Origin of the sequence: Halomonas sp. LBP4, assembly GCF_003202205.1 — a bacterium.
In the GTDB taxonomy this organism is placed as follows: domain Bacteria; phylum Pseudomonadota; class Gammaproteobacteria; order Pseudomonadales; family Halomonadaceae; genus Halomonas; species Halomonas flagellata.
Map to the genome: position 1 here is coordinate 82,611 of NZ_PDOG01000009.1, position 22,736 is coordinate 105,346.

Below are 22,736 nucleotides of genomic sequence, written 5' to 3' on the forward strand. Positions count from 1 at the left end.
GCGTCGGGGCGGGAGTCCTGGGTGATGGTGCTCACCAGATATCTGGCGGCACACCATCTGCGCAGGCCTCCCGGTGGAAGATTAAGCCGCCCTTCACGAGGAGGGGCGGCGCCTGCGGTCTTTGACGGTGCCCCGCCGGCACGTTCGGCAACCATGCACGGGGACCGCAAAGTTCTTGCCTGTTGCCGTCGAACCGCCGCTCAGACCAGCGCGGAGTGGTCGACGGTGATGCCCGGGCCCATGGTGGTGGACAGGGTCACCTTCTTGAAATAGATACCCTTGGAAGTGCTCGGCTTGAGCCGCTTGAGGTCGGCGACCAGCGCTTCCAGGTTGCCCTGGATGGCGGCGGCGTCGAAGTCGACCTTGCCAAGGGTGGTGTGGATGATGCCGTTCTTGTCGGTACGGAAGCGCACCTGGCCGGCCTTGGCGTTCTTCACCGCGGTGGCGACATCCGGGGTCACGGTGCCGACCTTGGGGTTCGGCATCAGGCCGCGCGGGCCGAGGATCTGGCCCAGCTGGCCGACCACGCGCATGGCGTCCGGCGAGGCGATGACCACGTCGAAGTCGAGCTGACCCTTCTTGACCTGCTCGGCCAGGTCGTCCATGCCGACGATATCGGCACCGGCTTCCTTGGCGGCATCGGCGTTGGCACCCTGGGTGAAGACGGCGACACGCACGTCCTTGCCGGTACCGTTGGGCATGACGGTAGCCCCACGCACGACCTGGTCGGACTTGCGCGGATCGACGCCCAGGTTGATGGCGACGTCCAGGGACTCCTTGAAGTTGACGGTGGACAGCTCGGCGAGCAGTGCCACGGCTTCCTCGAGGGAGTACACCTTGGTGGTGTCGACCTTTTCCTGGATCAGCTTGGCGCGCTTGGACAGTTTAGCCATGATCAGAGACCCTCCACGTTCAGGCCCATGCTGCGGGCGCTACCGGCAATGGTACGCACCGCGGCGTCGAGATCGGCAGCCGTCAGGTCCGGCTCCTTGGTCTTGGCGATCTCCTCGAGCTGCTCGCGGGTCACGGTACCGACCTTCTTCTTGTTCGGCTCACCGGAGCCGGACTTGATGCCAGCCGCCTTCTTCAGCAGGACCGCGGCGGGCGGGGTCTTGGTGACGAAGGTGAAGCTGCGGTCGGAGTAGACGGTGATGACCACGGGAGTCGGCAGACCCGGCTCGATGTCCTGGGTGGCCGCGTTGAAGGCCTTGCAGAACTCCATGATGTTGACACCGTGCTGACCCAGCGCGGGGCCCACGGGGGGACTCGGATTGGCCTTGCCAGCTGCGACCTGCAGCTTGATGTAAGCCTGTACTTTCTTGGCCATGATTGACTCCAGTTGGGTAGTAGCGCCTCGGGAAACACTGCTCAAATGTCTGCGCGGGCGAATCGCTGCGTTACGCGCTGCTCGACATCCTCACCTAGTACCGCATAGGCTCCGGTGTCTGCGCTGCGTGCGCCTTGCGCTTCATCCCGCTCGCCAATTTGTTCAGCGTCCCCCTTGCGGCTCCCCGGGTTACGCGGCCCGCCCGGGGCCGCATCGCAAACGTCAGGCCGAGAGGCTATTCCTTCTCGACCTGCGCGAATTCCAGTTCGACAGGGGTCGCGCGACCGAAGATCAGCACGCTGACCTGCAGGCGACTCTTGTCGTAGTTGACCTCTTCCACCACGCCGTTGAAGTCGGCGAAGGGCCCATCGACCACGCGCACGGACTGACCCGGCTCGAACAGGGTCTTGGGACGCGGCTTGTCGGTGCCGTCCTTCACCCGACGCAGGATGGCATCGGCCTCCTTCTGGGTGATCGGCGCCGGCTTCTCCTTGGTCCCACCGATGAACCCCATGACGCGCGGGGTCTCGTTGACCAGGTGCCAGGTCGCATCGTCCATCTCCATCTCGACCAGCACGTAGCCGGGATAGAACTTGCGCTCGCTCTTGCGGCGCTTGCCATCACGCATCTCGACGACTTCTTCGGTCGGCACGAGGATCTCGCCGAAGCGCTCCTCCATGCCATGCATCTTCACGCGCTCGATCAGCGAGCGCATGACATGCTTCTCGAAGCCGGAGTAGGCGTGCACGACGTACCAACGCTTGGACATGGAAACTCCTAACCAATGACGCCGGACATCGCCCAGCCAAGAAGGGTGTCGATCAGCCACAGCATCAGACCGACCACCAGCACGGCCACCAGCACGATGCCCGTGGTCTGCACGGTCTCCGGGCGCGTCGGCCATACCACGCGCTGGATCTCCTTCTTCGCGCTCTTGGCCAGCTCGGTGAGCTCGCGCCCCCGGGTCGTGGTCAGGGCGACCAGCGCCGCCACGATGCTCAGGGCGACGACACCCAGCACGCGGTAGAGGAGCGCCTGATCGGCGAAGTAGGTATTGCCGACGACGGCCAGGACCAGCAGAGTGACGACAACCGCCCACTTGAGCCCGTCGTGGCGCGACTCCTGCACCTCGGCGCTATGCTTCATGAAAACGAGACTCCTCAGGGCGCGGCAATCGAAACATGAAAGTATATGAAATAACGCCAGCCTGGGGAAGGCTGGCAGGCCAGGAGGGAATCGAACCCCCAACCTGCGGTTTTGGAGACCGCTGCTCTGCCAATTGAGCTACTGGCCTGTACCTGCTCCGCAACCGCCCTTTGCGAGCGGCCTGCACGACAGCGGGCGCCATGATAGCGAAAGCCGCTCTACCTGGCAACCCCTTCCCTGCTGACACAGGAAAGAAAGAGAAAAGGCGAGCCGCGGCTCGCCTTTTCGATATGGAGCTCATGGACGGATTTGAACCGTCGACCTCACCCTTACCAAGGGTGTGCGGGCATGATACAGCAACGACCACCGGCGTCAACCTCCGACGAAAAGCGGGGCCAAATCAGATATATAGAACATAACTCCGTGGCGACTAATACACGGCGTTGTCGTTGGTTTATCCTACCGTTTACTGACCCATTACTGACCCGGAGAGCTGGCGCATGAACACCACCCCTTCCCAGCAGGCCCGGCCCGGGGCTCGCCACAAGGCCAAGATCACCGCCCGTGCCGCCTCGGAGTTCCACGCCAACGCCAGCCCCTCGGACCGGCTCTGGGATACCCTGCTGGGCGGCTTCCACCTGATCCGCCGCAAGTCGGCGACCAGCTGGCGCCTGACCTACCGCAACACCGCTGGCAAGGAACGCACCATCACGCTGGGCCGCTACCCGGCCATGACGGCCGACCAGGCCCGCAAGCTGGCGCACGAGACTTTGACTGCGACCTACCAGGGCGATGATCCGCTCGCCGAACGCCAGGCGGCCAAAGAGCATGCCCGCGACCAGGAGCAGCAAACCCTGGTGGCCTACCTCGCTGGGCCGTATGAGCTGTACCAGAACCGGCGCAAGCGCGGGAGGGCCACCCTCCAGACGCTGCGCCGCGAGTTCGCCGACTGGATGACCAAGCCGCTGGGATCGCTGACCCGAACCGACGTCGAGCGCTGGCAAGCGGCTATGGAGAAGCGAAAGCTGGCCTTCAGCACCATCCAGCGTGCCTATGGCGCCATGCAGACGCTGCTGAACCATGCTGCTGAACGCGGGACGATCGACGCCAACCCGCTCAAGGGAGTCAAGCTGGAGCGGCCGGCCCTCACCGAGAAGGAGCTGGCTGAGGCCACCACTGCCCGGCGGTACCTGGAAAACCAGGAGGTGGTCGCGCTATTCGCCGGCGTCGAGACCTACCAGGAACAGCGCCGAGAGGATCGCCGACGCAGCCGCTACCACGGCAAGCCCTGGCTGCCCGACCTGGATGGCGTTGTCTATGTTGACTATGCGCCGCCGCTGATCCTGCTGATGTTCTACACCGGCTTCCGCCCGGGAGATCTGCACGGGCTGCGCTGGGAGCACGTCAACCTGACCTTCGCCACCGTTCGCAAGGTGATCGAGAAGATCGCCCACAAGCGTCCGGAGCCACAGACCTTCCCCATCTCGCCCGAGGCGGTGGCGGTGCTGAAGGCCTGGCATGCCCAGCAAGGGGAGCCGGCCACCGGCTACGTCTTCGCCAACCCCAAGACCGGAGAGCGCTACGACTACACCGCCATCAATCGGCACTGGCGGCGCATCAAGGAACACACCGCACGCCTGGCCAAGGAGAATCACATCCCCCGGCCGCTGCCCGCCGACCTCGAGCTCTACAGCCTGCGCCACAACTTCGCCAGCCAACTGATCATGAAGGGCGCCGACCTGCTGGCGGTCAGTCGGCTGATGGGGCACGCCGACATCCAGACCACCATCGAGCACTACGGCCACCTGGCGCCCGACCACAAGCGGGAGTTCGTGAACCAGTTCGGCCGGGACTACCAGGCTCTGCTCGCCGGCCATCCCGAGTCGCGCACCGGCACCGGCGAGCCCGCCACCTCGCGCGGATCCCAGCTGGGGCAGGCCTAGTACCCCGCGGCGGGCCACCGTAATCACTGACCAGGAAGAGGTTGTCCGGGTGCTGCTGCTGAGGGGCAGCGAAAAAAGGAAACCCCCTTATATATACTGGATACAGTGGATACAAAGGATACATTCTTCTCTAAGCCGCATGGTTGATCGGTTTTCCTGTATCCATTCCCGCTGTAACCGCTAAAAAGGGAGTGGATACAGTGGGTACAGGCAGCCTCTACCTATGGCGCTTGCCTGGTACCCAGGAGATCGTCGCCCACCCGAACTACCCGATCATCTACCGCGGCCCGGGACCGGGGTCGAGGTGGTCAGCGTGCCCACACCCGGCAGGAGTACCCGCCGAGCCAGTAGCTCCCCCCCCCTCCGGCCCGCTGCTGGCGCTGTATCCCCCGTCCTGGCGGGCTGCGCTCGGCTCGCTCCTCCGGCTCGCACCTCTGCCATGACCAGCGCCCCCATCCAGGGACTGACACCGCACTGCCATACATCAGCATTGACTCGCCTGGGCCCAGGCTTGGCACAACGGCCGATCTGCGCGACGATGAAGACCAGCTGGCTAGGCCGACGGGCCGAACAGCGGTTTCCCCACCGCTCGCCAGCTCACCTTCCTGGGGATCACACTGGGGAGTGTGAGTCATGCCAGACGACAAGCCGACGCTAAGCGGTTTAGAACGCCGCAAGGGGCGCCGTTCCGGCGGAGACTACGTAATCCGCGATGGAGAGCCTGTTCTCGTCCACCGTACCCAAGTCCCCGATGACCGAGAGTGCGGATATAGCGACCAGGGCAAGCGATACGATGACGAACTGAAGGCGATTCAAGCCGACTTGGACAGCGTGCTTGACCGGCTGGGCGACTACTTGGAGCGGCAAAATAGTGCCGCCCGGCTGCTGCTGGATATGGAAGCGCCGCATGGTGCGGATACGAAAGCCGAGATGCTCGATACGCTCAGGTTATACTTGGCTAGTACCACTGGCATGACGCTGGACGAGGCGCACAGCAGAGCGACCGCAGAAAAGGGCGCAGCCTGCATGGAACGCAACCGCCGCGTTCGTGAGCATGGAGCGATAAAAGGCAAGCTGCTATTCGCCTTTGAGGAAGTCAGCGGCAAGCGTTATGACCCCGCTTTGATGGGGCATAGTCGATACCACCTTTTGCAGCCGGAAGAACTGGCCACTCTGGCCGAAATGGCTGCGCGCTATCTGGACAGGCGCGACCGCTATCCAGGCGAGTATGGAAAACATGACTTGCTGATGCACAAGGGAAAGCGAGATGAGTATGGTTTGGCAAAGCGCCAGCAGGCAGTGAATGAGTTTATCGACCTCCGAGAAAAGCATGGCGCCGATAAGTATCCCTTTGACCGGGAAACGTGCCAGCCGATTGCAGAGAAGTACGGCTTTACAGGTGAAACGCTGGTTCGGGAAGTGCGCAAGCGACTGGATGAAACTTTACTAAGGGGCAACCTTGATGCGAGCGGAAATCTACGGCTGGTCATAGCCAAGTTATGGGAGGTAGCCAAGATCAAGCCGCATCGCAAGAAAGATTAGGAATATCTAAAACACTCTGCATCGTTTTGTAGTGCTACATGCCGGCAAGGCCGCCCGCCACCCTGTACCCGTGAACGTCAACCACGGTATGGAGTGGCCTTAACATGCCCACCAATACGCAGTCCAGCGACACCCCCACCACCAACCCTGAAGCCTACCGCACCCAGCGCGGCCGGGTGCTGGCCGAGATCCTCGAAGCCCAGCGCGCCGGGCTGGCGCCGCACCTGATCGAGCTGAGCGAGCAGCAGGTCTTTCCCTACCTGATCCCATGCAGCCCCCGGACTGGCCGAGACGCACGCCGCTCGGGCACGCTACTCGGCCGCTCCGCTCCGGTGTTCGTCAAGCGTGGACGCCAAGTCCGCTACCGCCTCGCCGATGTGACCGCGTGGCTCGAGCAATCCAGAGCCTTCCCCTCCACCGCCGCCGCACTGGCCGGCGCGTCTGCCGCTGACCACTGAGGAGGTCGCCATCATGTCACGCCCCACCGTACTCGAGCGCGCCCTCCGGCACCTCTACGAGGTCGAGAGCACCACTTGCCAGCGAGCTGAGCGCGAGATCGGTGCCCGCTACTTCAACACCAGCGTGAGCACCATCCAGCGCGACCTGGGCATTCCGGTCTGCCGTGAGCCACGCAAGATGACAAACACCCACGGCGAACACTACTGGGCAAAGGTGTATTGGCTCGACGAGAGCGGCCGTGAGGCCACCGCTCACCAGTTGGCCGCCTGGGAGCGCATGCGGGAGGAGAGCGAAGAGGAAGGCAGCATCGTCGAACCGTGCAGTGAGACAGTCTGATGCTGTCGTTGATCGCTCCTGCAAGGGGTGAGCGTTCCAGTCACCCCCATAGTGGCCACCAAGTATTGACCTCGCCTATAGCACCGGTCTACGCTTCAAGCGTCACGGCAAAATCCGTGGCCGGGTTTGGCGACCCGATCAACTCTAGGCGCACCAGCGCCCACCGCGAAACAGGCGCTTTTTTCATGCCTGCCCATCGCGTCTATGGTGGCTGTTCGTGGGAGACCTCCGGGTCTGCCGGTTTCCTAGAGTGCCGGTTCGCCAACCTGCGTACAGCCACCCCCAAGCACTGTTTGGCGACAGTCGGGGATGGCTCCTCAACTCTAGGAGCTCTACCCATGATATTCCCTACCCGCAATCCGTCTGCGCGTGCCGCCTACCATCGCGCCTGCGCCCGTGCCGCCCTGTTCGCTGATTCCAGCACATCCGTACGCCTCAACCGCTACAACGCCCGCATGGCCAAGGCCCGCCACCTGGAAGCCCGCGCAAGCGAGCAGGAGGTGGTGTCATGACCTTCGCACGCCTTGAGCAGTCCGACCTCCGGCAAGCTACACGCGCCTCGGCGGCCGATGACCGAGAGCCCCCGCGCCAGCGCGAACTGCTCCCGGAAACACGGTTGGCCCTGATCCTATGGGCTGACGGCTGGAGCCTGCAGGAGATCGAAGAGTGCCTTGCCGCTCGCAAGGAAAGGCACCGGCGAGAACTCACCAGCGATGAGCGGCGGTCGCTTGCTGCGGCCTACGACGGCAGGAGGCCGCAATGATGACGACGCCTCCCCCCGCCCTGCCCCAGGCCCTCGCCCAGGCGGCCGATGATGTTGAGCTGATCCGCTGGAACAACGGCCGTCAGTGGCGCGCCAAGTATCACGACGATCATCCCGACAGCCAGCTGGCCACGCTTCGCCAGGCCAGTGAGTGGGTCCGGATCGGCCGCGTGCGCCGGGTGCTCGAGCTGCTGGGCATGCACAACAGCGACCCTGCCTGGCAGCAGCACCTGGCAACGCGCTACGCCTTGAGCACGCCCGGCCCCTGGGAGGATGCCGCCCGGGCAGCTGTCCGGGACCAGCTCGGCGCCCTTTCTGCCACCCGCCGGCCCACAGCAACCAGCACACCCACCCCGTCCCCGCGCTCACAACACCACAGCCCCAACGCAGGGCAGTGACACCAGAAGAGGAAGTGACGATGAACGCTTACACCGACACCCTGAACCAGATCGACGCCCCAACACTGATGGGCGAAATCAAGGCATCGCTCGATTCAACCGCTGGCCTGCTGGAAGCGCTGGCGCTGAGCCGTGAAGAGCGAGCCGATCAGGCCCGCCGGCACCCCGGCATGACCTGCGGTCTGGATGCCGGCCACCTGGAGGCTGCCGCCGCCTACCTGGCCGAAGAGGTGCGCCTGGTCAGCCGCCTCAGCGCTCTGCTGCTCGACACTCGCGCCGACCAGGGCAGTAAGCTGGTCGAAACCTCATCCCTGAGCAGCATGGATCGCCGCCGCTTGGCCAGCCTGACCAAACACCCGGTGCGCACTGATACCGGCGAGGCTATCGGCACACTCCTAGGCGGACTCACCGGCATGGCCCGATGGCTGACGGCCAATATTGAGCATATCGAAGGCCTGGACCCCGCCGCCCCCGCGCTGATCCTGATCGGTCACCGACTGGAGAGCATCGAGGCACACAGCGAGCTGTGGGTCAGCATGATGATGTCTACTCGCCCGCCAGCCCAGGGGCCGGCCGCGTGAGCACCGGTCCGGTGACGCAGGTCGTCGACCACGCCCGCGGACGCTGGGGCGCCCTGCTGCCCCAGCGGCTGGCGCTGCGGTACTGGACCCACCGCAAGCACCAGCCGTGCCCTGTGTGTGGTGGCCGTGACCGCTTCCGCCTGTTCGCCGATTGGGAGGCCACCGGTGGCGCGATCTGCAACCAGTGTGGTGCCGGCGATGGCCTGACCTGGTGGCAACGCACGAGCGGCCTGACAGCCCGGGAGGCGGCCCGGGACATCGCTGAGCGCCTGGGGATCGAGACGGCCAGCCCGACCGCCTCGAGAACTCTGTTCAAGGGGCCCCCGAAACGGGGTACCCCCTCCCCTGTCGCCACCAAGGAGAGGCAGAGACTGCCCGAGATTGACAGCGCCCAGCGCCAGCATCGCCTTGGTGCCCTGCTGGCGCCTGCGGTCCCGATCGACCAGGCCCCCGTTGCCCTTGCCTACCTGTGGCACCGAGGCCTGGGGGCGCTGATTGACCGCGGCGACCTGCCCCCCGGCTGGCGCCTGCGTGAATCGCTCGCTTACTGGCAATGCAGCGACCAGGGGGAGCCGCAACGGCTCGGCGACTATCCGGCGCTGGTCGCCCCTGTGCGCCGTGCCGGTGGCGGCCTGGTCAGTGCCCACCGCACCTACCTGGCCGCCGATGGCCGCGGCAAGGCACCGGTCGAGAGTCCGAAGAAGCTGGCGATTCCGGTGGAAGGCGGCGCTACCGCCGGCGCCGCGGCGCGTCTCTATCCGCTTACCGGCGGAGAGCTGGCGCTGACCGAGGGCATCGAGACCGCCCTGGCCGTGCGTATCGCCAGCCCCAACTTGCCGGTGTGGGCCTGCGTCACTGCGAACGGGCTGGCCGCTTGGCATCCTCCCCGCGGGGTGGCTCGAATCTGGATCATGGCCGACCGCGACCGCAGCGGTACCGGCCAACGCGCGGCACGACGCCTGCGCGCCCGCCTACTGCGCCTCGGCCTGATGGTCAGGCTGTGCCTTCCACCGGGCCCGATACCCGAGCACGCCAAGAGCCGCGACTGGCTCGATGTGCTCCTCGATGACAAGGAGGTGAGCCGATGAGCGCCAACGCCGTCGTCCATGCCATGAAAGAGGCCTCAGAGCAGTCGGGGGCCCCGACCATGCCGGCCGGCTTCCACTTCAATGCCGACGACTGGCTCGTCTATGAGTCCCCCGACGACGATGACGCCAAGCCGGTCACGATCTGCAGCCGGCTCGAGGTTGTGGCGCGCACCACGGCCCCCCACGGGGGTGGGCATGGCTACCTGCTACGCTTTCCCACCGACACCGGCTTCACCCATGAGTGGGCCATGCCCGCCTCGATGCTCAAGGGCAGCGGCGAGGAGTACCGGGGCGTGATGCTCGATATGGGTCTGATGATCAACGCCACGGCCAAGGCCCGCACACTGCTGACCGCCTACATCCACCAGGCCGGTCGGCAGTGCGCTCGCGAGGACCGCCTGGTGACCTCGACGCAGCGCACCGGCTGGCATGGTGATGCCTACGTATTGCCCGGCCGGGTGCTGGGCAATGCCAGCCGGCAGCGCCTGGTCTACCAGCGTCCGGAGCTCTCCGCGGACGGCTACCGCCCCGCCGGCACACTGGCCGAGTGGCAACGTCAGGTGGCAGCCCCCTGCAGGGGAAATAGCCGCCTGCTGTTCGCCGTGGCCGCCGCCTTCGCCCCGGCGATGCTGGTGCCCTGCCGGCTGAAGGAGAGCTTCGGTTTCCACTTCGTCGGAGGATCCAGCATCGGTAAGTCCACGGCGCTGAACCTGGCCAACAGCGTGTGGGGCGACCCTGGCGAACTGCTCGAGACCTGGAACAACACCACCAATGGCCTCGAGAGCATCGCGGCCACTCGTAACGACGCCCTGCTGACGCTCGACGAGCTTCACCAGTGCGACCCGCGTGCCGCCGGGAAATCGGTCTACATGCTCGCCGAGGGGCGCGGCAAGGGGCGATCGAAGGAGACCGGAGCACTCCGAGACCGAGCCCGCTGGCGCCTGGTCTTCCTGTCGTCGGGGGAGCTCTCTACCGCTGATCATATCGCCAGCGAAGGCGGACGCTCCTATGCCGGCCAGGCGGTGCGCGCCATCGTGCTGCGCGCCGATGCTGGCGCCGGGAGAGGGCTGTTCGAGACCACCCACGGTGCCAGTGGTGCCGACTTCGCCAACCAGCTCGACCGAGCCGCCCGGGACGCCCACGGCCACGCTGGTGCCGCCTTCATCGAATGCCTCGCCACCAACCAGCCGCTGGCGCGCCAGGCCTTCTCCGACAGTGGCGAGCACTTCAAGCGTCATGCGTTACCACCCGGAGCCAGCGGCCAGGTTCGCCGAGTCGCCGACAAGTTCGCCCTAGTCGCCGCGGCGGGGACACTGGCCAGCGCCTGGGGCATCACTGGCTGGCAGTCCAACGAGGTCTCCGAGGCCTGCGTGACCCTGTTCAGAGAATGGCTGGCCGATCGCGGTACCAGTGGTGACGACGAACCGCGCCGCGCCTTCGAACAGATCCGCGCCTTCATCGAACGACACGGCGAGTCGCGATTCAGCCCATTGGATACGCCCCGCAGCCAGGTGATGGTCCGGGACCGAGCCGGTTACATCGGCGAGCACCAGGGGCGGCGCTGTGTGATGTTCACCAGCGATGGCTGGAAGGAGGCCTGCCAGGGGTTCGGCTATCGCCAGGTGGCCAAATGGCTCGCCGATGGGGGCTACCTCCTGACCGACGACAACGACGGCAGACGGCAACGGCAGATCCGGCTGCCCGGCCACCAACGACCGATTCGGCTCTATGTGGTGCCGGTGGCGATCCTGGAAGCCGACGAGGGAGAGTGACGATGGACTGGCTCGCACAACTCGAACAACGGGTCATGCACGAGACCATGGCCCCGCCCGTGATCAATCACCGCTCTCGACTCAATGGCTGGCGCTTCTTGGTCAACGACCGGCCGGTGGTGCTGGTACTGCCCTGCCAGGTCAGTGGATGCGAGGCCCTCGGCATTGCTCGCTGCCGCTGGCCTAACGCTCAACCGGCAGGCTTGACGCTGGAGCGCACAAGATAAGCACAACATGTGCAAGTTTGAGGCAATTTGACTACAGTATGTGGTACTGGATAAATGGACAGTACTTGTCATGAAGCCAAGCAATCGCAAGCCTCGAGCCCGCAACATCATCCCTTCGGCGCGTCGCCAACGTGAGCTGTATCAGATGCTCGACCACCGTGCAGACGCCGGTGATGTCGATGCTGCCGGCTGGCTGCTGTTCCTTGCCGAGCAACGAGGCGTGAAGGCAGCTCAACCCTGACTCCAGAGGCGCCGCGCGGGGGCGGCTTTGCTTATGCCGGGGACCTGATGAGACACGAGCAGAGAGAGACAGGCCAATGGCCGACTTGGAAAAAACGGTAGCGATCATCTTCGACGGCGTGGACCAGATGGGAAGTGGCGTCACGTCGGTGACGCGACAACTCGACAGCGTGTCCAGCAGCGTCCAGCAGGCCGCACAGCCGCTGGCCGACTTCAGCCTGGCGGTGCTCAAGGTGGAAGGCGCCCTATTGGCCGCCGGCGCCGCCGTCACCACCCTGGCGATCAAGACCGCCGGCGACTTCGATGCCAACTTCCGTTCGATCACCACCCTGCTGGACGACTCCAGCGGCTCGCTGGATGAGCTCCGCGGCGGCCTGCTCGACTACGCCCGGGACTCGACCCAATCCATCGATACGATCACCGACGCCTACTTCGACCTGATCTCGGCGGGCAACGATACCGAGGAGGCCTTGACCCTGCTGGCAGCTGCCGAACAGCTGGCAGTCGGTGGGGCGACGGATCTCAAGACCGCCGGCACGGCCCTCGCCGGCACCCTGAGCGCCTACGGTGCCGAAGCCACCGATGCCGAGAGCTTCACCGACGCCTTCTTCGTGGCCATGAAGGGTGGCATCACCACCATCGACGAGCTGGCCAACGCCTTGCCGCAGATCACCGGCCTGGCCGCGCAACTCGGGGTGCCCTTCGAGGAGTTGGCCGCCGGGGTGTCGGCACTGACCACCACAGGCCTTTCCACCAGCCAGGCGGTTACACAGGTCGGCTCGGCACTGACAGCGATCCTCGGCCCATCCTCGCAGGCGAAGAGCCTCGCCGAGGAGCTGGGGATCGAGTTCAACGCCACGGCACTGCGAACCCATGGACTGGCGGGCTTTCTCGAGATCCTTGAAGAGGCCACCGGCGGCTCCGAGGAGAAGATGAAGACGCTCTTCGGCAGCGTCGAGGCGACCAAGGGCGTGCTTTCCCTGACCGGCCCGGTGGCCGACGCCTTCGCCGATGGGCTGGGCAACATGGAAGAGCGGGCCGGGGCCACCGCCGAAGCCGTCGAGAAGATGGCCGGTACCGTCGATCAGGGCACCCAGCGAATCAAGAACGCCATGACGGTGGCGCTGGTCGGCCTGGGCTTGCCGCTGCTCGACGAGTTCAGCGGCATCCAGAGCGCGATTGCCGAGATATTCAACGCCATCGGGGTCTCCCTGACGGATGGCCAGCTGAAGCAGTTCGTCGACCAGATCGAAAGCGTCTTCGCCTCGCTCGAGGCCACCCTATACGAGGTCGCCGCCAACCTGCCCGAGGCGCTGGAAACCGCCGACTGGTCCGGCTTCCTGAATGGGGTCGAGGCGATCCGCGAGGCGATCCGCGGGCTCTTCGACGGCGCCGACATCACCACGGCCGAGGGCCTGGCCAGCGTCATCGAGACCCTGGGAACCGCCTTCCAGCTGCTGAGCGAGTATACCGCCGGGACCATCACTGCCATCGGGCCCTTCATCGAGAAGCTGGCCGACTTGGCGCAATGGATCATGAAAATCGATCCCGAATACGTGGCCATGCTGGGCACCATCGGGGGCGGTGCCATCGTTCTGACCACGGCGCTGAGCGCCTTCAGCTCCATGCTGTCGATCATGAACTCGCTGGCCGGCGCGAAAGGCGCGATCCCAGCGGTGACCGGAGCCGCCGGGAAGTTGACCGGGGCACTGAGCACCAAAGGGGGGCTGGGCTTCGCCGCCATCGCCGCCTCCGGAGCTCTGCTCCAGCTGTACAACGAGATGAAGGAGTTCAACGAATTCCGCTTCAACTTCTCTGACGAACTCAAGGCCGAGCTGGACGAGACCACCGGCGCTCAGAAGGTGGCCACGGAGTTCTCCCTGTTCCAGGTCCAGAAACTCGCCGAGGCCTATGTCGGGCTCTCCGATTTCTTCGGCTGGGGGGACGAGGCCGCTAAAGACTTCAACACGATCAGCCAGGAGGCCGTCAACGCCGCCATCGCGGTCTCCAACTTCTCCGAGAAGACCGGGGGGGTGGAAGGGGCGGTGAACCAGACCAGCCGGTCGGTTCTGGATGGATTCAGTGCCTGGCAGGAGTGGACGAGCGCCGCCGAGGCGGCCACGAGAGCCAGCGAGGCAACCGACCAGGCCTATAGCACCAACGCCAAAACCCTCGGCGACTACATCACCAATATCGAGAACAGTTCCGGCGCCTGGGAAAAGCTGAACGGCAACACCTACCAGGCCGTGGACAACAGCGAGGCGGTCGAGGAAGCGCTTGCCAAGGTCAATGCCCAGTTCACCGCCGGGATGATCGACGAGAGCACCTATGACGGACTGGTCGCCCGCCTGGAGGATCTTCGCGTCGGCGGCGATGCCGGCGGCAAGTCCCTCCAGGCCCTGGGGGAATCGGCCAACGACGCCGGCGAAAAGGCGAAGAAGACCGCCGACCAGCTATTCGACCTCGAGAAGACGGCCATGGAGCTGGCCAGCAACGAACGAATCAAGGGGATGGAGTTCTCTGTCGACTTCAAGATTGCGGAAATGGAAGCCGACACCAAGAAGGTCGAGGCGATCCTGGGGGCGACCAGTACCACCATCGAGGCGACGGCTGGCTCCATTGACGGCCTGTTCAGCAGCCTGGCCGGAGGCGACCTCTCCCGGTTCCAGGAACTGGATCTCGAGAAGGCCGTTGATCAGCAGCTGAAGATACAGGGCGAGGCCGCCGAACAGCAGAAGAAGCTGATCGACGCCCAGATCAAGAACCTGCGGGCCAAGACCGAGGCCCTGCGCAACGGCGACGGCCTGATCAAGATCGACTCCACCGGCCTCGAGCCCGCCCTCGAAATGATCATGTGGGAGATCCTCGAGAAGGTTCAGCTGCGCGCCAATGCCGAGGGCGCCGAGTTCCTGCTGGGCATCGAGGGTGGAGCATGACGGTGAACCCGAACCCCCCGAGGGGGGCCGCCCTGGGCATCGACCCGACGCACTCACCGGCGATGATGGCGCTGATCGTCAGGATCGCGGCGAACCGGCTGGCCTTGCGCCAGAGCAAGGAAGCCCTCGAGCGGGTGAATCGCGACCTCGCCGCCCTGGTGGCCCTGCCGGAGGTGGCGGCCTGCCCTCAGGCGAAGGCCGCCGGGCAGATGCTCACCGCGGCGCCGGAGAGCCACGAGCCGTTCGCGAAATTCACCGATGCCCTGGTGGCGCTCGCGAAACAGCACCCCCTCGGCACGCCTGCTCGATCCCGGGTGTTTGCCCTGATCGCCCACGCCACCCGGCTGGTGGCTGCCGATCACGAGGCCCGCCGGAAAACGGTGGCGATCCTGACCCGCGTGACCACCCTGGCCCGCGAAATCGAGGCCCAGCACGCGCTCGAGCGACAACAGGGCGGGGGGATCCACTGATGAGTACCCCGACCGTGCTTCGAGACCTGCGTGAGCGCGAGGCCGCTGCCCGCCAGCGCCGCGACTACCACCACCAGAAGTTCGACCGGGCCCTGTCCAGCCTCAAGGCGCTGGGCGAACGCTGCCCCGGGGTGACCTCCCCGCACGTCCAGGCGGCCGGCACCGCGCTTTCGAAGGCCACCCGGGGGAATGTCGAGGCGCCGTTCATGGCCTTCGTTGATGCCATCCTCGAGCACTCCCGGGCCTGCGCTGGAAAAGACCCCGGGGGGTCTGTCGTGCGGCTGGCCACCCGGGCAATGGATCACATGCGCGAGCTGGCGCACCACGTGGACCGAGAGGCCGAGGCACTGCGAGAGCTCCAGCTTTTCCGCCACACCCTGGCATCCGTCGAGGCCGCCCGCGACAAGCCGGCCGCGTCACGAGGGCCGGGGGCATGACCGCCGCCGCGCTGTGCCCCGGGCCCTCGCTCGCTGGCGTGCGCCGCTGGCAGTGCGACCGGTTGGTGCCGCCCGACGTGCTGGCATCCATTGGCACACGCGGGGTCTTCATTCCGCTGGGAAAAAACGCCGGGTCCTCCTGGCGGCCCCCACCCCGGCTGCGGGGGCGCAGAGCCCCGGGCTTCGGCTATTTATGAGGATCCCCCAGGGGGAGGTTGAGGTTTATTCATGACCACCAGCAAGCGCCAACCCGAGCCTCATTGGCTCAACCGCAAGCAGATGGCCGCCAGTCTCGGCATATCCGTTCAAGCCTTTGATAAATGGGGAATAGAGCCCGTGGCGCGGATTGGTCGAGAGAAGTTCTTCGACTGCCGTAATGTGCTCGATGCCAAGCTGGCCGAGGTGGAAGCGAAACATCAATCATCGCAACCGGAAGGGGTGGATGGAGAGGAGTACGACCCGCTCCTCGATTACAAGCGAAGCCAGGAAGAATACCGCCTTACCAAAGCCCGCCGAGAGGCGCAAGAGATCAAGAACGATCGTGATGTCGGGCGTCTGGTACCGGTGGGGTTCGCCATCTACAGCCTGTCCGGTCTGGCCAGCGAGATGGCCACCATCTTCGACACCCTGCCGCTGACGATGAAGCGCAAGCATCCCGATCTGGAAAGCCGCCACCTGGACAGCTTTACCAGGGAGATCACCCGGGCCCGCAACCTGGCTGCGGAGCTCGGTGAAAAGATCCCGGAGCAGCTCGAGGAATATTTGATGGAGATGGAGATCGCCACCGCATGACTTCAAGGGCCGCCCGCCCTGGTGGATCACCAAGCCGAGAAGGAGAGTGGTATGTACGTAAGCACCACAGAGCAATTTCAGCGCGCCATCAGCCAAGGCGTTGACCCGAAGACCATCGAGATCGCCCCCGCCGGCGCCCTCGACGCCGCTGAAAATGGAAAGCGGGACGAGCGCCAGAGGTGCCAGACCATCATGGAAATCGCCGGCCAGGATCATCCCGACAAAGCGCGTCATGCCATCGAATCGGGCATGAGTGCGGAGGCGCTGGGGACCGAGCTGTTTCGCCTCAAGCTCCAGGGTGGCCAACGGAAAGCCGATGAGCCCAAGGCCGTGGACGCCATCACGGCCAAATGGAATAACGACCAGCAGAACCACTGAGAGAGACAATCATGCTTGGCATTTTTCAGAAAACCAGCAAGCCGGCCAGTGAGTGGGCCGCCTGGCTGACCCGCCGGCGCGACATTCAGAGCGAGACCGCCTCGCTCGCTGATTCCGTGAAGAAGGCCGCCCGGCACGCCGAGCGAACCGCCACCAAAGCCATGGCGATCGCCAGCCGTGTCTCCGACCTGGCCGGAGTGGACGCCGGCAGCCAGCCCAGCAAAGAGATCTGCGCCAAGGTCCGCGACGAACTCCGCAAAAAGGTCGATTTTCACGACCGACGGGGCAAGCCCCAAAATGCGCACCAACAACGTGAAGCCCTGGAAGAGATGGAGGAGGCCCTCCGCGAAAGCCAGCGAGCGGATGAGGCCCTGGCCACGAAGCGGGCCGCCTCCGAGCGCCTCGAAGAGCAGAGAGAGGCACACGCAGAAGCCCAGCCAGAGGCCACGCAACAGGCCTTGAGCGCCCTGTCCAAGGAGCTGGAGCAGCTCGAAGGCGAGTCATCCCGCGTGACCGCCACCATCGAGCGGCTCTCGGGGGGCGGTGACCCTGCCGCTGCTGCCCGCCGGGAAGCCGACGACGCGCAAACCGCTCTGGACGAGATCGAGGCCGCTGCCGCCATGGGTGATGGCGACGAGGGTGACCAGCGCGCCGCCGCTGCGGCCCTGACCAAGGCGAGGAGCAAGGCGGAGAAGGCGCGCGAGGAGGGAGAGCGCCGGATCGCCGCTACCCGTGGACTGGAGCGCACGCTCACCGCCCTGGAAGAGAAAATCGCGGATCTTGAGGCAACAAAGCTCGAGATCTCGGCTCGCGTCTACGCCCGCGAAGTCGAAGAGCACGAAAAGCGCTTGATCGATCTGCTGGAGGGGAAGGAACTGGAGGCCGTCATGGAGCAGCTCAGGCGATCCCGCCTGGCCTGGGAAGGCGCTATGTCTGCCATCAATGGTGGGCCGCGATCTCACCCTGATATGCGCCTGGAGATGACGCTGCCTTCGCTGCTTTTCCATCCCGAGCGCAAGCGCCTGGACGGTACCCTGACAATCTGAGCAACTCCGCTGGTGGTTTGTGGTTATCCCGCCAGCAAACTCGCCTCCGGTATCGCTGGCCGTGTGCCATGGGGGAGCCCGAGCAAAACGCCAGCCGCTGGCATTTCGCGGACAGTGCCTGCTGGGGCCGCGAACGCCAGCACTCAAGGTCCTTCGGGGCCTTGTTTCATTTCAGCCCGCCGGCCGCGGGCCCTTGGTCTCGAACTGAACCACCGATTCACACCCGGCAACGGGTAACCGAGCGGTGAAGCACCCGCGGGTTTCTCTTTCTCTTCGCCCGTGGTCTTGGGGCCTCAATCCGAGGCCCCTTTTTTGTTCCTGATGGCCACCAGGGCGTCCATTGGGGGCGGACTAAATTGCCAGGTTCTCCGGCATAAGAAGCTGGCGGGGGATTACTCGGTTGTCGCTCGCCGCCGGGATGCTGCTCGCAAGCGCAAATAGCCCCGCCAGGCGGGCGCCGTGGATCGGGACGCGGCGCGAGCCCTGCAGGCTGAGGGGCTGACCCTCCGCGGGGCTTGGGGTGGTGTCAGCGGGGGCCTGGTCCCGACTCAATCCAGCGGTCTACCTCTGCGACGTTGTAGAAGACCCTGCCATCAGGGGCCTTCCTCCAGATGCGACCCTCGAGCCATGTGCCGTCCTTCCGCTTGTGCTCGATCGCCGACAGCGAGTAGCCGTAGAGCTCCGCCAACTTGTTCCGAAGGACCCACTTGTTCTGAGCCACCGTTGCTCCCCTGGCGTTGCCTGTCTCCTCAGTTTACATGGACCCCCTTTGCGCATGGGGGTTATACCCTGCTTGGGTCCTTCTGACCCCCGGCCCAAATCTTGACCATCCTCCAGGCGCCCCGCGGACGGAATCGATGTAAGTGGGCGCCGGAGTTATAGCCAGTTGGCCCAGTGACGCTCACTGATCAGGTGGATGCCGCGGCCTTCGCAGCGCAGCTCCACGGCATGCTGGATCTTGCGACCGTAGTTCGACTGTGCCCAGTCCTCGCTGCCCAGGTCCCCGATCACCACGAAGTGGGTGGCTCGGGTGGGAGTTTTCTGGGATTGGCCACCGCGCCGGACGATCTCTGCCTCACACTCGCGGCGCGTACCCGTGACGAAGCGGCCGGTGAGCACGAAATTGCAGCCCTCGAAGACAACATCCGGCGCAGGTTCGCATAGAGGCAGGGCGGTAGACTGGCGGCTGGCGCTGGCGCCGCCCTGGGTGGAGCCGCCACCGGTGTAGTCGAGGAGCAGGCCGATCAGCTCGCCCTCTTCATCAGCGTCCAGCACTCCGTCGGCGAGCATCTCCTCGAGGCGCGAGAAGAGCACACTGAAGGGCCAGACGGCCAGCGACTCGGGGCGCTCTCCGAGCCACTTGAGCAGATATTCGGCCTCGGCCTGGTTGAGAGAGCCATCGGAGAGCATCCCGCGGGCCAGCCCGCACAGCTCATTGGCATCCCGGGTGGCGTTCTTGGCCAGGTTGAGGCGCCGGGTAACGGGCTTGCCATGGTCATCGAGACGAATAGGCATCGTGTCCTCCCTTATTGTTGTTCCCTGCGGGCCATGGGCCCGTGGGATAGTGTGGCAAAGGGAGCTGAGGTCTGCCCGCGCTGGCGCCCAGGAGCCGTGGGGAGGGGTACCCCGTTTCGGGGTAGTGTCGCCACAATCTGACGCCCGCGCCCACTCCAGACTCCCGCTACGCTTTCCAGGTGGACCTCTCGAGGCCATGGCCGGAGGTGGCTGGCGCTGGAGAGCAGGGTCGCTTGGTGTGGAGGGGATCCGAAAGAAGCCCGCGCTCTCTGGGTAGCCCCTGGCCCGGCGGCGGCAGGTATGCAGGAGATTGAGATGGCAGAAGCAACCACCACCGAACAGAGCCCGCTGGTGTTCCTGAGAACCCGGGACGTCTGCAAGAAGATCGGGCGTGAGCGCTCAGCGCTATTCGCACTGATGGAGCAGGACCCGACATTCCCCAGGCCGTTCAAGGATGGCAACACCCGCCAGGCACCAAACTACTGGTTGGAGCACGAGGTCGAGGCGTGGATGCGCGAGTGGATGAAGCGGGCGAAGCGGGTGTGAGCCGTCAATGCCGCGCTGAGTGGGAGCGGGAGATCGATTAGGCCACAGGTACTTGAGAGCGGCTCACCCCTGGAAGCCCGTAGCCACTCGGAATGGATACAGTGGTGACGCTGTATCCATTCCGCGGAATCTCCAAAACCGCTCAACCATGCGGCTTTCAGGTCATCGTATCCGCTGTATCCACTGTATCCAGTGAAAAACAGTGCCCCCGAGAGAGGCGCCGCAAACGTGGCCGCCGGACTGCTATCGACGGAGGGAATTCGAGTTCCCTGTCAGCCGACCCTCTGCAGATTGCTGACCCATTACTGACCCGGCGATCGCACAACGAAAAACCGCCACCCGGCATGACCCGTAAGTGGCGGTTTTTTCTACTTCAATATGGAGCTCATGGACGGATTTGAACCGTCGACCTCACCCTTACCAAGGGTGTGCTCTACCCCTGAGCTACATGAGCGCAACCCTTCGACATCACATGACGCTCGATGCCTGGAGCGGGCAGCGGGGATCGAACCCGCATCATCAGCTTGGAAGGCTGAGGTTCTACCATTGAACTATGCCCGCCTACCCACTCTTGCTGCCACCACCGACCGAACCGGTGCCGGCGAATTCTGGTGGAGGGGGAAGGATTCGAACCTTCGAAGCTTTCGCGGCAGATTTACAGTCTGCTCCCTTTGGCCACTCGGGAACCCCTCCAGCTGGCGGCATATCCTACCACCTTCATGCCCGATGTCAAGTCACTGTTTTCTCAGTTATCCTGACCGAGGAACCCAGCCTTTCAGCGCTTCCTCTTCGCTTCGGAACGCGGCGCATTGTGTCAAAGCAGCATCGAGAATGCAAGCCCGGCACGTATCTTTTCCAGCGAAACCGGTGACGGCACACCTGGCGCCCCGGACAGCTTTCCCGCCCGCTCGGCGGCGGTCAACGGGAAACAGGCCTCGAGCCCGGCGTAGACCATGTCCGGCCAGACCGCATGGGGCACCTGGATGCCGCGCGAAATCACCCGCGCATCGCCCCCGGTGAGCAACATGGGCAGGGGCACCCCCTCCCGGTCGCACACTTCGCTGTAGATACGATTCACCGCGCTGACCGCGGCCATGTAGATGCCGTGATTAACAGCTTCCACCGTGTGTGTACCCGGCACCAGCAGCTCCTCGGCCTCGCTGTCCGGGTCGATGGCCACGTTGCGCGTGCCGAGCTTGAGGCTCTCCTTCATCAGGCGCAGCCCGGGAAGGATGTAGCCCCCGAGGTGCCGCCCACCCGGCAGCACGAAGTCGACGGTGATGGCGCTACCGCAGTCGACGCTGCAGCATCCACCGGCCAACTGGTAGCCGGCCAGCGTCCCCATCCAGCGATCCACCCCCAGCCGGCCGGGCTCCTCGTAGCCATTGGTGACGCCAAGGGCCTCGGGGGTGGAGCGCGCCACATGGACCGCACCGACCCGCCGACGCAGCAGTGTCACGGTCTCCTCGAGTACCACCTTGCGCGCCACGCTGGAGATGCGCACCGCCTCCACCACGTCCAGGTCCGGAATGTCCGAGCCGGGGCGCCACTCCTCGCGGGTCCAGACGGCGCCGCGCGAGCGAATCTCGCTACTGTCGGCATCCTTCAATCGCCACTTGGACAGGGTATTGCCGATATCGAGATCCAGGATCATGGGCGACCACGCACGCTGACTTCCCCTCCTGCCAGGCGCAGGCGCTGCTGGCCCTGCCGAACCCAGAGGTTGCCGGACTCGTCGACCCCCTCGGCGATCGCCGCCTCGTGCCCTCCACCCCGCAGGATATCCACCTCGTGGCCGGCAAAAGCGTGGCGAGCATTCCACTCCTCCTGCCAGACGGCGAAGCCCCGCTGCTCGAAGTTCGCCATCAGCGGCAGCAGGCCCTCGAGCAGCTCCACCGCCAGCGCATTGCGCGAAACCTGTGGCGCCTGGTCGCGTAGCGCCGCCACCGGCTGGTCGATGGCGGCCCGAAAGTCGGCAGGCAGGTCGATATTGATGCCCATGCCGACCACCACCTCACAGGGGCCGGCCGCATCGCCACTGACCTCCACCAGGATGCCGGCCAGCTTGCCTAGCTCCCCCTGCGGCGATTCCAGCAGTACATCATTGGGCCACTTCAGCAGCGGCCTTGCCCCGCGGCCTTCCAGCACCCTGGCCAATACCACGCCGATGGCCAGGCTCAGCCCCTCCAGCACCGCGATTCCCGACTCGAAGCGCCACCCCAACGACAGCATCAGCGACCGCCCCCAGGGCGTCGTCCAGGCGCGTCCGCGACGCCCGCGGCCCTCACTCTGCTGTTCCACCAGGCAGACCTCGCCATGACCGGCACCCTGCTCGAAGCGCTCGTGGATGAAGGCGTTGCTGGACGGCAGCGTTTCCTCGACGAACAGGCGCGTCAGGTGCTGTCGCGCATCCCGCGACAGCCCCGCCACGATCTCGCCGCCATCGAGCAGCTCCAGTGGCTCCGCCAGGCGATAGCCCTGCCCCTTCACCGCCTCCATGGCGATCCCCAGCGATTCCAGCTTCCTCAACTGCTTCCACACTGCCGCTCGCGACACGCCCAGGCGCTCGCCCAGCTGCTCGCCGGAATGGAACTCGCCATCGCTCAGCAGGCGGATCAGATCACCGATGGTCATGCGCATGCCCCAGACGGGAAAAGTCCACATTCTATCGGAACTCGTGCAGCCTCGGAAATCCATCGGTAAGCGGCCGGTGAACCCATCTACCGCAGAGCCCCAAATTCCGTGACGGTAGGTGTCCACCTATCAATAAGTGGACACCTATCATGACCGACTT

27 protein-coding genes and 4 tRNA genes are annotated in these 22,736 nt (G+C 65.1%); 19 read left to right on the top strand and 12 right to left on the bottom strand.

All coding sequences use genetic code 11. The features are described from left to right. Nucleotides 1-200: 200 nt before the first annotated feature. From rplA to CR157_RS20470, 5 genes are all read right to left on the bottom strand, one after another. Complete coding sequence (rplA, locus tag CR157_RS20450; protein ID WP_110285375.1) at nucleotides 201-893, bottom strand: 50S ribosomal protein L1; 693 nt, start codon at nucleotides 891-893, stop codon at nucleotides 201-203. A 2-nt stretch (nucleotides 894-895) separates the two neighbouring features. After that, a complete protein-coding gene (gene rplK, locus CR157_RS20455) occupies nucleotides 896-1,327 on the bottom strand; it encodes a 50S ribosomal protein L11 (RefSeq protein ID WP_102626767.1) in 432 nt (143 codons plus the stop codon). A 235-nt stretch (nucleotides 1,328-1,562) separates the two neighbouring features. After that, nucleotides 1,563-2,096, bottom strand: a complete 534-nt coding sequence (gene nusG / locus CR157_RS20460; protein ID WP_110285376.1) for a transcription termination/antitermination protein NusG — start codon at nucleotides 2,094-2,096, stop codon at nucleotides 1,563-1,565. Nucleotides 2,097-2,104: 8 nt separating this feature from the next. Further along, nucleotides 2,105-2,473 (bottom strand): preprotein translocase subunit SecE, encoded by a 369-nt coding sequence (secE, locus tag CR157_RS20465; RefSeq protein ID WP_110285377.1) that lies wholly within the window; start codon nucleotides 2,471-2,473, stop codon nucleotides 2,105-2,107. A 72-nt stretch (nucleotides 2,474-2,545) separates the two neighbouring features. Then, nucleotides 2,546-2,621 (bottom strand) — tRNA-Trp (locus CR157_RS20470). Between the two features lie 352 nt (nucleotides 2,622-2,973). On the opposite strand from CR157_RS20470, the gene CR157_RS20480 reads away from it, so the two are divergent. The 18 genes from CR157_RS20480 to CR157_RS20565 all read left to right on the top strand — a co-directional run bounded on the left by CR157_RS20480 (nucleotide 2,974) and on the right by CR157_RS20565 (nucleotide 17,881). Beyond that, the gene (locus CR157_RS20480) at nucleotides 2,974-4,416 is read left to right on the top strand and encodes a site-specific integrase (RefSeq protein ID WP_110285378.1); all 1,443 of its coding nucleotides are present in this window, start codon (nucleotides 2,974-2,976) and stop codon (nucleotides 4,414-4,416) included. 633 nt (nucleotides 4,417-5,049) lie between these two features. Further along, a complete protein-coding gene (locus CR157_RS20490; RefSeq protein WP_146218739.1) occupies nucleotides 5,050-5,958 on the top strand; it encodes a hypothetical protein in 909 nt (302 codons plus the stop codon). A 104-nt stretch (nucleotides 5,959-6,062) separates the two neighbouring features. Then, nucleotides 6,063-6,416, top strand: a complete 354-nt coding sequence (locus tag CR157_RS20495) for a hypothetical protein (RefSeq protein ID WP_258364246.1) — start codon at nucleotides 6,063-6,065, stop codon at nucleotides 6,414-6,416. A gap of 13 nt (nucleotides 6,417-6,429) precedes the next feature. After that, nucleotides 6,430-6,753 carry a hypothetical protein gene (locus CR157_RS20500; RefSeq protein ID WP_110285381.1) on the top strand — a complete coding sequence of 108 codons (324 nt, stop codon included), beginning with the start codon at nucleotides 6,430-6,432 and terminating at the stop codon, nucleotides 6,751-6,753. Nucleotides 6,754-7,091: 338 nt separating this feature from the next. Further along, complete coding sequence (locus tag CR157_RS22700; RefSeq protein WP_181422129.1) at nucleotides 7,092-7,265, top strand: hypothetical protein; 174 nt, start codon at nucleotides 7,092-7,094, stop codon at nucleotides 7,263-7,265. Then, complete coding sequence (locus CR157_RS20505; RefSeq protein WP_110285382.1) at nucleotides 7,262-7,516, top strand: hypothetical protein; 255 nt, start codon at nucleotides 7,262-7,264, stop codon at nucleotides 7,514-7,516. The genes CR157_RS22700 and CR157_RS20505 overlap by 4 nt, the downstream gene beginning before the upstream one ends. Then, complete coding sequence (locus CR157_RS20510) at nucleotides 7,516-7,914, top strand: hypothetical protein (protein WP_146218740.1); 399 nt, start codon at nucleotides 7,516-7,518, stop codon at nucleotides 7,912-7,914. The genes CR157_RS20505 and CR157_RS20510 overlap by 1 nt, the downstream gene beginning before the upstream one ends. Nucleotides 7,915-7,934: 20 nt before the next feature. Continuing rightward, nucleotides 7,935-8,495 (top strand): hypothetical protein, encoded by a 561-nt coding sequence (locus CR157_RS20515; RefSeq protein WP_110285384.1) that lies wholly within the window; start codon nucleotides 7,935-7,937, stop codon nucleotides 8,493-8,495. After that, the gene (locus CR157_RS22705; RefSeq protein ID WP_181422130.1) at nucleotides 8,492-9,583 is read left to right on the top strand and encodes a DUF7146 domain-containing protein; all 1,092 of its coding nucleotides are present in this window, start codon (nucleotides 8,492-8,494) and stop codon (nucleotides 9,581-9,583) included. The genes CR157_RS20515 and CR157_RS22705 overlap by 4 nt, the downstream gene beginning before the upstream one ends. Further along, nucleotides 9,580-11,355, top strand: a complete 1,776-nt coding sequence (locus tag CR157_RS20525) for a DUF927 domain-containing protein (protein ID WP_110285385.1) — start codon at nucleotides 9,580-9,582, stop codon at nucleotides 11,353-11,355. The genes CR157_RS22705 and CR157_RS20525 overlap by 4 nt, the downstream gene beginning before the upstream one ends. 2 nt (nucleotides 11,356-11,357) lie before the next feature. Continuing rightward, on the top strand, nucleotides 11,358-11,582 hold the full coding sequence (locus CR157_RS20530) for a hypothetical protein (RefSeq protein ID WP_110285386.1): 225 nt from the start codon (nucleotides 11,358-11,360) through the stop codon (nucleotides 11,580-11,582). Between the two features lie 70 nt (nucleotides 11,583-11,652). Then, nucleotides 11,653-11,823, top strand: coding sequence for a hypothetical protein (locus CR157_RS22710; RefSeq protein ID WP_181422131.1), 171 nt, complete (start codon nucleotides 11,653-11,655; stop codon nucleotides 11,821-11,823). A 76-nt stretch (nucleotides 11,824-11,899) separates the two neighbouring features. Further along, the gene (locus CR157_RS20540) at nucleotides 11,900-14,758 is read left to right on the top strand and encodes a phage tail tape measure protein (RefSeq protein WP_110285388.1); all 2,859 of its coding nucleotides are present in this window, start codon (nucleotides 11,900-11,902) and stop codon (nucleotides 14,756-14,758) included. After that, nucleotides 14,755-15,228 (top strand): hypothetical protein, encoded by a 474-nt coding sequence (locus CR157_RS20545; protein WP_110285389.1) that lies wholly within the window; start codon nucleotides 14,755-14,757, stop codon nucleotides 15,226-15,228. Before CR157_RS20540 ends, CR157_RS20545 begins: the two co-directional genes overlap by 4 nt. Then, entirely contained in the window at nucleotides 15,228-15,665 is a 438-nt protein-coding gene (locus tag CR157_RS20550; RefSeq protein WP_110285390.1) for a hypothetical protein, read from the top strand. The genes CR157_RS20545 and CR157_RS20550 overlap by 1 nt, the downstream gene beginning before the upstream one ends. Nucleotides 15,666-15,893: 228 nt before the next feature. After that, nucleotides 15,894-16,457, top strand: a complete 564-nt coding sequence (locus CR157_RS20555) for a terminase small subunit (protein WP_219999982.1) — start codon at nucleotides 15,894-15,896, stop codon at nucleotides 16,455-16,457. Between the two features lie 51 nt (nucleotides 16,458-16,508). Further along, a complete protein-coding gene (locus CR157_RS20560; RefSeq protein WP_110285391.1) occupies nucleotides 16,509-16,835 on the top strand; it encodes a hypothetical protein in 327 nt (108 codons plus the stop codon). 11 nt (nucleotides 16,836-16,846) lie between these two features. Next, a complete protein-coding gene (locus CR157_RS20565; protein WP_110285392.1) occupies nucleotides 16,847-17,881 on the top strand; it encodes a hypothetical protein in 1,035 nt (344 codons plus the stop codon). 526 nt (nucleotides 17,882-18,407) lie between these two features. Here the strand turns inward: CR157_RS20565 and xisR are convergent. Both xisR and CR157_RS20575 read right to left on the bottom strand, forming a co-directional pair. Continuing rightward, nucleotides 18,408-18,602, bottom strand: a complete 195-nt coding sequence (xisR, locus tag CR157_RS20570) for an excisionase family protein (protein ID WP_110285393.1) — start codon at nucleotides 18,600-18,602, stop codon at nucleotides 18,408-18,410. Between the two features lie 155 nt (nucleotides 18,603-18,757). Beyond that, entirely contained in the window at nucleotides 18,758-19,396 is a 639-nt protein-coding gene (locus tag CR157_RS20575) for a BRCT domain-containing protein (RefSeq protein ID WP_181422132.1), read from the bottom strand. 315 nt (nucleotides 19,397-19,711) lie between these two features. On the opposite strand from CR157_RS20575, the gene CR157_RS20580 reads away from it, so the two are divergent. Next, nucleotides 19,712-19,942, top strand: a complete 231-nt coding sequence (locus tag CR157_RS20580; RefSeq protein WP_110285395.1) for a helix-turn-helix transcriptional regulator — start codon at nucleotides 19,712-19,714, stop codon at nucleotides 19,940-19,942. A 379-nt stretch (nucleotides 19,943-20,321) separates the two neighbouring features. Here the strand turns inward: CR157_RS20580 and CR157_RS20585 are convergent. The 5 genes from CR157_RS20585 to CR157_RS20605 all read right to left on the bottom strand — a co-directional run bounded on the left by CR157_RS20585 (nucleotide 20,322) and on the right by CR157_RS20605 (nucleotide 22,576). Further along, a tRNA-Thr gene (locus CR157_RS20585) sits at nucleotides 20,322-20,396 on the bottom strand. 33 nt (nucleotides 20,397-20,429) lie between these two features. Further along, nucleotides 20,430-20,503 (bottom strand) — tRNA-Gly (locus tag CR157_RS20590). Between the two features lie 48 nt (nucleotides 20,504-20,551). Next, a tRNA-Tyr gene (locus CR157_RS20595) sits at nucleotides 20,552-20,635 on the bottom strand. A gap of 121 nt (nucleotides 20,636-20,756) precedes the next feature. Further along, entirely contained in the window at nucleotides 20,757-21,596 is an 840-nt protein-coding gene (locus CR157_RS20600) for a type III pantothenate kinase (RefSeq protein ID WP_110285396.1), read from the bottom strand. Beyond that, nucleotides 21,593-22,576, bottom strand: coding sequence for a biotin--[acetyl-CoA-carboxylase] ligase (locus CR157_RS20605; RefSeq protein ID WP_110285401.1), 984 nt, complete (start codon nucleotides 22,574-22,576; stop codon nucleotides 21,593-21,595). The genes CR157_RS20600 and CR157_RS20605 overlap by 4 nt, the downstream gene beginning before the upstream one ends. Nucleotides 22,577-22,736: the final 160 nt, after the last annotated feature.